This is a genomic window from Streptomyces sp. NPDC097619, assembly GCF_040302735.1.
GTDB lineage: Bacteria > Actinomycetota > Actinomycetes > Streptomycetales > Streptomycetaceae > Streptomyces.
The window spans coordinates 1-3862 of record NZ_JBEOSD010000295.1; the positions used below are offsets into that span (position 1 = coordinate 1).

General features: G+C 76.2%; 1 protein-coding gene. It reads right to left on the reverse strand.

The window, feature by feature from the left end; translation table 11 throughout:
- Positions 1–93: 93 nt before the first annotated feature.
- The coding region (locus ABTZ17_RS36470) for an Rne/Rng family ribonuclease (RefSeq protein WP_352200120.1) at positions 94–3862 on the reverse strand (3769 nt) is incomplete at its 5' end.

Genomic DNA, 3862 nt, shown 5'->3' on the forward strand with positions numbered 1-3862 from the left:
CGCCCGAACTCCTCGGCCCCGTCGCCCGGCCAGCGCCCCTGCGGCGGGGTGCCGGGCCGGGGCCGCTGACGGACCGGTCGGAGCCGGAGCGGATCAGTCCTCGGTGGAGGCCGTGACGGACGGAGCGGTCTGCTCCGCCGCCGCGGTCTTCTTCGCCGCGGCCTTCTTCGCCGTGGTCTTCGCCGGGGCCTTCTTCGCCGTGGTCTTGGCCGCCGTCTTCTTGGCGACCGTCTTCTTGGCGGTCGTCGTCTTCTTGGCGGCCGCCGCCTTCTTCGCCGGGGCCTTCTTCGCCGCGGTCTTGCGGGCGGCCGTCTTCTTGACCGGAGCGGCCTCGGACTCCGCCGCGGCCGGAGCCGCCTCGGACGCCTCGGCGGCCACGGGCTCGGCGGCCGGGGCGGCCTCCGTCACCGGGGCGGTGACCACGACCACGGCCGCGGCCTCGGCACCGGCCGGGGAACCGGCCGGAGCGGTGACCTTGCGGGTGGCACGACGGCGCGGACGCGCCGGGGCGGCCTCCACGACCGGCTCGGCGACCGGCTCGACGACCTTCTCGGCGGCGGGCTCGGCCTCGGCGACGGGCGCCTCGACGACCGGCTCCGCGACGACGGCCTCGACCACCGGGGCGGCCTCCGCGGCCTCACCCTTCGGGGCACCCGCCGGAGCGGTCGCCTTGCGGGTGGCACGACGGCGGGTACGGCCCTTCGGCGCGGCCTCCTCCGCGGCGGGCTCCACCACGACGGCCTCGGGAGCGGACTCCACGACGGCCGCGACCTCGGGCTCGGCCACGACGGGCGCCAGCTCCAGGACCGCGTCCACGGGCTCCGCCACGACCGGCTCCGCGACCTGCTCGACGACGGCCGGGGCCTCGGACCGGGCGCTCCGCGGGGCACCCGCCGGAGCGGTGGCCTTGCGGGTGGCGCGACGACGCGAGCGGCGACCGCTCAGACCCGCCGCGGCCTCGGCCTCGGCGGCGCTGCCGTACAGCTCCTCGTCCGGGGCGAACCCGGGCTCGGGCAGGGCCAGCGGCGCGGCCGCCTCGGCGGCCAGCTCGGCCTCGGTCTCGTGCTCGACCTCGGTGCCCTCGGCGAGCTCCGTGCCGGCGCCGTGCTCGTGGTCGTGCTCGTGGCCCCGACCGCGCTTCTTGGCGCGCTTGCCGTTGCCGCCGCCGCCCTGCGCGGACGGCTGCTCCATGTGCACGATGACGCCGCGGCCGTTGCAGTGGACACAGGTCTCGGAGAAGGACTCCAGCAGGCCCTGGCCCACCCGCTTGCGGGTCATCTGGACCAGGCCGAGCGAGGTGACCTCGGCCACCTGGTGCTTGGTCCGGTCCCGGCCCAGGCACTCCAAGAGGCGGCGCAGCACCAGGTCGCGGTTGGACTCCAGGACCATGTCGATGAAGTCGATGACCACGATGCCGCCGAGGTCGCGCAGCCGCAGCTGGCGCACGATCTCCTCGGCCGCCTCCAGGTTGTTCCTGGTGACGGTCTCTTCGAGGTTGCCGCCCTGACCGGTGAACTTCCCGGTGTTGACGTCGACGACGATCATCGCCTCGGTCTTGTCGATCACCAGGGAACCGCCCGAGGGCAGCCACACCTTGCGGTCGAGGGCCTTGGCCAGCTGCTCGTCGATCCGGTAGGTGGCGAAGACGTCCACCTCGGAGGTCCAGCGCTGCAGGCGGTCGGCCAGGTCCGGGGCCACGTGCGAGACGTAGCCGTGGATGGTCTCCCACGCCTCGTCACCGCTGACGATGACCTTGGAGAAGTCCTCGTTGAAGATGTCCCGGACCACGCGGACGGTCATGTCCGGCTCGCCGTAGAGCAGGCTCGGCGAGGAGGTCGAGATCTGCTTGGACTTCTTCTGGATCTCCTCCCACTGCGCCTGGAGCCGCTCGACGTCGCGGCGCAGCTCGTCCTCGCTCGCGCCCTCGGCGGCGGTGCGCACGATGACGCCCGCGTCCTCGGGAACGATCTTCTTGAGGATGGTCTTCAGGCGAGCGCGCTCGGTGTCGGGCAGCTTGCGGCTGATGCCGGTCATCGAGCCCTCGGGCACGTAGACCAGGTAGCGGCCGGGCAGCGAGACCTGGCTGGTCAGGCGGGCGCCCTTGTGGCCGATCGGGTCCTTGGTGACCTGGACCAGCACGGACTGCCCGGACTTCAGCGCGGCCTCGATGCGGCGCGGGCCGTTGCCCATGCCGAGGGCCTCGAAGTTGACCTCACCGGCGTACAGGACGGCGTTGCGGCCCTTGCCGATGTCGATGAAGGCGGCCTCCATGGACGGCAGCACGTTCTGGACCTTGCCCAGGTAGACGTTGCCGACGTACGAGGTGGACTGCTCCTTGTTGACGTAGTGCTCGACGAGCACGTTGTCCTCGAGGACGCCGATCTGGGTGCGCTCGCCGTGCTGGCGGACCACCATGACCCGCTCGACGGCCTCGCGGCGCGCCAGGAACTCGGCCTCGGTGATGATCGGGACGCGGCGGCGGCCCTGCTCGCGGCCCTCGCGGCGGCGCTGCTTCTTGGCCTCCAGGCGGGTGGAGCCCTTGATGGACTGCACCTCGTCGGAGGAGGACTCGGAGCGCTCGCGGGCCGGACGCGGCTCGCGGACCTTCACGACCGTGCGGACGCCGTCCTCGTCACCGGCGGCGGCCTCGTCCCCGGCGTCACCGGAGCGACGGCGGCGGCGACGGCGACGACGGCTGGAGCTGGAGCCCATGGCGCCGGCGTCCTCGTCGTCGTCCTCGGAGCCCTCGGCCTCGTCGGCGGCGTCGGCGTCCTCGGCGGCGGGGGCCTCCTCGCCGGACTCGTCCTCGGCGGACTCGTCGAGGTCGGCGGAGTCACCGCGACGGCGGCGACGGCCACCCCGGCGACGGCGACGGCCCGGGCGGTCGCCCGAGTCCTCCGCCTCGTCCAGGACGGCCTCGGTGTCGGTGTGCTCGGCGTCGGCCTCCTCGGTCTCCTCGACCTCGGGGGCGGCGGCGACGGGCGCGGCGACCGGGGCCGGGGCCGGAGCGGCCTCGGGCTCGGTCACCCCACCGCGACGGCGACGGCGACGGCCCGACGGCTGCGGGGCGGGCGCCTCGACCACGGGGGCCTGCGCCTCGGCCTCGAACTCCTCGGCCTCCTCGTCCTCCGTGACGGCTTCCTCGGCGAGGGCCGCGGCGGCGGTCATCGCGGTCTGGAACATCGGAGCCTGGAAGACCGGCGCCTGGAAGACGGCGACGGCGGGGCGGCGGGTGCGGGCGCCGGGGGCCTTCGCCTCGGCGGCGGGGGCCTGCGGGGCCTCGGCCGCGGGCTGGGCGGCGGCGGTGCCCCGGGTGGCGCGGCGACGGCCGCCGCGGCCCTTGGGGGCGTCCACGGCGTCGGCCACGGTGAACTTGGGGGGCTGCGGGGCCTCGACCGGCGCGGCGGGGGCCTCGACGGCGGCGGGCGCCTCGGCGGCCGGAGCGGCGACGGCACGGGTGGCACGACGACGGGTCCGGGCCGGAGCGGCGGCCGGAACCTCCTCCGCGACCGGCTCGGCGACGGGAGCCGGGGCCTCGACGACCGGGGCCTCCACGGCGGCGGGCGCCTCGGCGGCCGGAGCCGCGACGGCACGGGTGGCACGACGACGGGTCCGGGCCGGAGCGGCGGCGGGGGCCTCTTCCGCGACCGGCTCGGCGACGGCCGGGACGGCGGCGGCCGGAGCCTCCACGGCGGCGGCCTCGGCGGCCGGAGCGGCGACGGCACGGGTGGCACGACGACGGGTCCGGGCCGGAGCGGCGGCCGGAGCCTCGTCCGCGACCGGCTCGGCGGCGGCGGGGGCCTCGGCGGCCGGGGCCTCGACCGCGGCGGCGGTGGCGGCGCGGGTGGCACGGCGACGGGTC